The organism is Roseiarcus sp. (genome assembly GCF_052145395.1).
Lineage (GTDB): Bacteria > Pseudomonadota > Alphaproteobacteria > Rhizobiales > Beijerinckiaceae > Roseiarcus.
Genome location: NZ_JBKQOT010000760.1, coordinates 1 through 4,728, shown reverse-complemented (window position 1 = coordinate 4,728; position 4,728 = coordinate 1). Strand labels below are relative to the sequence as shown.

Below are 4,728 nucleotides of genomic sequence, written 5' to 3'. Positions count from 1 at the left end.
TGGCGACGGCAACCTCATTGTCGTAGATCACTTTCTCCGTCCAGTTGCCGCCCGACTGGCTCAATTCGAATACGCCTTCGGTGATGGCGTGGCCCGACTGGTAAACGTTGTCGGTGCCGTAGAGATTGCCTTCGGAATCCATGATCAGACCGTTGAAGGGATAGACACCACCGGCCCCGCTGGCAAAGTTGTACAGCACGGTTTCGTTCCAGCCATTTCGCGCAGGGCTTAGTTCGAACACGACGCCGAAGCCATTAGCGCCACCTTCGGAGGCGGTTCCGTAAAGATTGCCCTGACCATCGAAGATGAGGGGAGAGCCCAACGGATAACCTCCGTCATCTCCGCGGGTGAAGGCGTGCAGCACGGTTTCATTCCAGCCGCCGTTGCCGTTTGGTGAAAGTTCGAATACGGTTCCATATCCCACACCGCCGACGGCGGTGGTCCCATAGAAATTGCCTGCACCGTCAGCGGCGAGGCGAGCGAAGGGCTGGCCGCCATCACATCCGGAAATCGAGCTCGCTCTCGTCAAGCTCTATCGCCTGACCGGCGACAGGCGGCGCCTTGCGCTCGCCTCCTATTTCGTCGACGAGCGCGGGCGTCAGCCGCACTACTTCACGGAGGAGGCGCGGGCGCGCGGCGAGGACCCGGCCGACTTCTGGGCCAGGAACTACGCGTACAACCAATCGCACATTCCGGTGCGCGAGCAGACCCGGATGGTTGGGCACGCGGTGCGCGGCATGTATCTGGCCTCGGGCATGGCCGACCTCGCCTTCGAACTCAGGGACGAAAGCCTGAAGCGCGCCTGCGAGGCGTTGTGGCGCGACGTGACGACGGCGCAGATGTACGTGACGGGGGGATTGGGTCCCGAAGCCTCGAACGAGGGCTTCACCGAGCCCTATGACCTGCCGAACGAGACGGCCTACGCCGAGACTTGCGCCTCGGTCGCGCTCGCCTTCTGGGCGCACCGGATGCTGCATCTCGATCTCGACGGCGCTTACGCCGACGTGATGGAGCTCGCGCTCTACAACGGCGCGCTGAGCGGCCTCTCGCGCGAGGGAACGCATTACTTCTACGCCAATCCGCTCGAGAGTCGCGGTCAGCACAGGCGCTGGGCCTGGCACCTCTGCCCGTGCTGCACGATGAATGTCTCGCGCCTGGTCGCCTCGATCGCCGGCTATGCGATCTCGGCGAGCGACGACGGCGTCGCCTTCCACCTCTATGGCGGCTTCGAGACGACAGCGGAGATCGGCGGCTTCACGGTCGCGCTGCGCGAGCGCAGCGACTATCCCTGGCTTGGCGACGTCGAGATCGCGATCGAGCCGGAGACCCCGATCGCTTTCGATCTGAAGCTGCGCATCCCCGGCTGGGCGCAAGGCGCGATGGCGTCGGTCAACGGCGCGCCGGTCGCGCTTGCCGTCGAGCGCCGCTACGCAACCCTCCACCGTCGCTGGACCCGGGGGGACATTGTGATCCTGCATCTGCCAATGCCGCCCGAGCGCCTCTACGCACATCCCAAAGTCCGTATGGACGTCGGGCGTGTGGCGCTCAGGCGCGGCCCGCTGATCTATTGCGTGGAGGAAACCGACCATCCCGGCGCCGCAGTCCAGAGCCTGACGCTGCCGCGCACGGCGGACCTGGCGGCGGAATGGCGGGCGGACCTCGTCGGCGACGGCGCGATGACGCTGATCGGCGAAGGCCGGCGGCTGCAGCCTGCCGACGCTGAGGACGCCCTCTACACGACCACGCGGCCTCGCCTGCAGGCTCATAAGGTGACGGCCATCCCATACCACCTCTGGGCCAATCGTGAGACGGGCTCGATGCAGGTGTGGATCTGCGAAGCAGTCGAGTGAGGGGGGCTCGCCGGCGCTGCGCGATGAGACTGCGCGCTCACGGAGTCCTTTTCACTCCGCCGCCGTCTTCGGCTCGTAGGGGCAGATGTCCCGGAGCACGCACACCCCGCAGGCGGGCTTGCGCGCCTTGCAGACGTACCGGCCGTGCAAAATCAGCCAATGGTGGGCGTGGCGCATGAAGCGCTCGGGGACGACCTTCATCAGCTCGTCCTCGACTTCGCGCGGCGTCTTGCCCGGCGCGATGCCGAGCCGGTTGGCGACGCGGAAGACGTGCGTGTCCACGGCGAGTGTCGACTCGCCGAAGGCGGTGTTGAGGACCACGTTGGCGGTCTTGCGGCCGACGCCCGGCAGGGCTTCGAGCGCCTCGCGGTCGCGCGGGACCTCGCCGCCGTAACGCTCGATCAGCGCCTTCGACAGCGCGATGACGTGGCGCGCCTTCGACCGGTAGAGCCCGATGGTCTTGATTCGCTCCGCGAGTCTGTCCTCGCCGAGCGCCGCCATTTTCTCGGGCGTATCGGCGACCGCAAACAGCGGCTTCGTCGCCTTGTTCACCCCGGCGTCAGTCGCCTGCGCCGACAGCACGACCGCGACGAGGAGCGTGAACGGGTTCACGGATTCGAGTTCGCCCTTGGGTGCTGGGTTGGCGGCCGCCAGACGCTCGAACACGGCTTCGGCCAGGGCGGAGCGCTTGATCCGGGGGGCTTTTGTCGTCATCGCGCCGCGATCCTCAACTTTTCGCGATCCGCAGACACGGGTTCGCCGCGCCTTGCCTTGCGTCGGCGCCGCAAGCAATATGCACGCATGGTTCGGGGTCTCAAGGCGACCGGCGGGGTAATCCGCAAGTTCACGGGAGGACAAGAATGAGGCAATTCAAACGCATGGCCTGCGCCGTGGGGGCGCTCTGCGCCATCCTCGCCGCCGGAGCAGCGCACGCGGCGTCGGACAAGGTGGTGATCGGCGACATCGACGACATGTCGGGGCCCTACGGCGACGTCATCGGCGCGGGCGGCGTCGAGGCGATCCGGATGGCGATCGCCGATTTCGGCGGCACGGTCCTCGGCAAGCCGATCGACATTCTCACCGCCGATCACCAGAACAAGCCCGACATCGGCCAGCAGAAGTTTCGCGAATGGGCCGACACGGGCGGCATGACGATGACGCTTGGCGGCTCCAACACCGGCGTCAGTCTCGCCATCGCCTCCGCCGTCAACGAGAAGCATATCCCGTTCTTCGCCATCGGGGCGGCGGGCGCGCAACTCACTGGCAAGAATTGCAACCCGTACACGATCCACTACGGCTACGACACGAGGGCGCTCGCCAACGGCACGGCCAAGACCATTGTTGCGGACGGCGGCAAGAGCTGGTTCTTCATCGTCGCCGACTACGCCTTCGGTAAACAATTGGAGGCAGACGCGTCGGACATCGTGAAGGCGGGCGGCGGCGCCGTTGTCGGCGACGTGCGCGTCCCGCTCGGGACGTCCGACTTCTCCTCCTACCTGTTGCAGGCGCAGGGGTCCGGCGCGCAGGTGCTGGGCCTCTCAAACGCCGGTTCGGATTTCTCGAACTCACTCAAGGCCGCCGCGGAGTTCGGCCTGACCAAGAGCATGAAGCCGGCCGCGCTCCTCGTCTTCCTGACCGACATCCATGCGGTCGGGCTCGACATCGCCCAGGGCCTGATCCTCACCGACGGTTGGTACTGGGACCTCGACGACCGCACCCGCGCCTTCGCCAAGCGGTTCTACGACAAGGCCAAGAAAGAGCCGACGATGCCTCAGGCCGCCGTCTATTCGGCGACGCTCACGTACCTCAACGCCGTCAAGGCGGCGGGCACGACCGACGCCGACAAGGTGATGGACGAGCTGCACAAGATGACGATCAACGACGCCTTCACGCCGAGCGGCAAGATCCGCGCCGACGGCCTGCTCGAGCACGACATGTACATCATGCAAGTCAAGACGCCGGCCGAATCGAAGGGCGAGTGGGACTATTACAAGCTCATCAAGACGATGAGCGGCGAAGAAGCCTTCGGCAAGCTCGCCGACTCCGCCTGCCCGCTGGTGAAGAAGTAGGGCGAAAGGCGCGACCGCGGAGTCCCCCTCGCAAGGCTCGCGGGGAGAAGGAACGTTCGGCGCCGCTCGGACCCCATTCGGGGTCGGTTCGGCGTCTCTCGGCGTGCGTTCGACAGGCGTTCGGACGCCGAAAGCGACGCCTTATCCGACCATGTTTTGAGCGTTTTCAAGGGCTTGTATGCGAGTTTGCGAAAAAAGCGAAACTCGACGCTCGCGCCGCGTTTTCGCCATCGTTTCGCCCGCTTTCGGCCGCAGACGAGCGTCCGATGAACGACCGGCGGGCGACGCCGCGGCTGGCGCCAGACCGTGGGAAACCTGCGCCGGCCCACCTTGGCGGCTCCTGCGGAATAGGACTGCATCGTGACCATGGGGACCAGCCTACCCCGTAATTCTCTTTTTTGCAATGAATAGGCAGATATATTGTTCTAACCGGAATTCCCGCCTGGGACGGGGCGGCGCCAGGCAGCGCGCGCGCCCGCAAGCCTTGGGTGGCGGCCGAGGATGAAGCCGCGGAGGGTTGGAAAGGGCGGATTTCGTCATACAGCCGTGCGGGAACAGCCGGAACGGAGCGGACACCGGATCCGGCGTTTCAAGGGAACGCCTCAACACCGCCCAAGCCGAAGTCCAGGCTAATTCCATTCGCGCTCTGCAGGACCAAACTGGATCGCGGCTTCGCATTTTGCGCAAACAGACCCATTCATTCGGCTTCCGGGCGCCGGCCGACCTCGCGGAAAAAATCCACCAGCGCCTTCAGCGCCGGCCTGATCTGCCTTCGACTCGGATAGTAAAGAAACATCCCGTCGAGCGGC

Annotated in this window: 4 protein-coding genes; 2 read left to right on the top strand and 2 right to left on the bottom strand. The window is 65.4% G+C overall.

Features of this window, described 5'->3' with window-relative positions; all coding sequences use genetic code 11:
* A partial coding sequence (locus tag ACLP25_RS25920; protein ID WP_442471989.1) for a choice-of-anchor tandem repeat GloVer-containing protein occupies window positions 1-364 on the bottom strand: 364 nt, incomplete at its 3' end.
* An 88-nt stretch (window positions 365-452) separates the two neighbouring features.
* Between ACLP25_RS25920 and ACLP25_RS25915 the strand changes: the two genes are divergently transcribed.
* Window positions 453-1,850: a glycoside hydrolase family 127 protein gene (locus tag ACLP25_RS25915; protein ID WP_442471988.1), complete on the top strand. Its 1,398-nt coding sequence runs from the start codon at window positions 453-455 to the stop codon at window positions 1,848-1,850.
* 51 nt (window positions 1,851-1,901) lie between these two features.
* Here ACLP25_RS25915 and nth read toward each other — a convergent pair whose 3' ends face one another.
* Complete coding sequence (gene nth, locus ACLP25_RS25910) at window positions 1,902-2,564, bottom strand: endonuclease III (RefSeq protein WP_442471987.1); 663 nt, start codon at window positions 2,562-2,564, stop codon at window positions 1,902-1,904.
* Between the two features lie 146 nt (window positions 2,565-2,710).
* On the opposite strand from nth, the gene ACLP25_RS25905 reads away from it, so the two are divergent.
* Complete coding sequence (locus ACLP25_RS25905; RefSeq protein WP_442471986.1) at window positions 2,711-3,919, top strand: ABC transporter substrate-binding protein; 1,209 nt, start codon at window positions 2,711-2,713, stop codon at window positions 3,917-3,919.
* Window positions 3,920-4,728 lie beyond the last annotated feature (809 nt).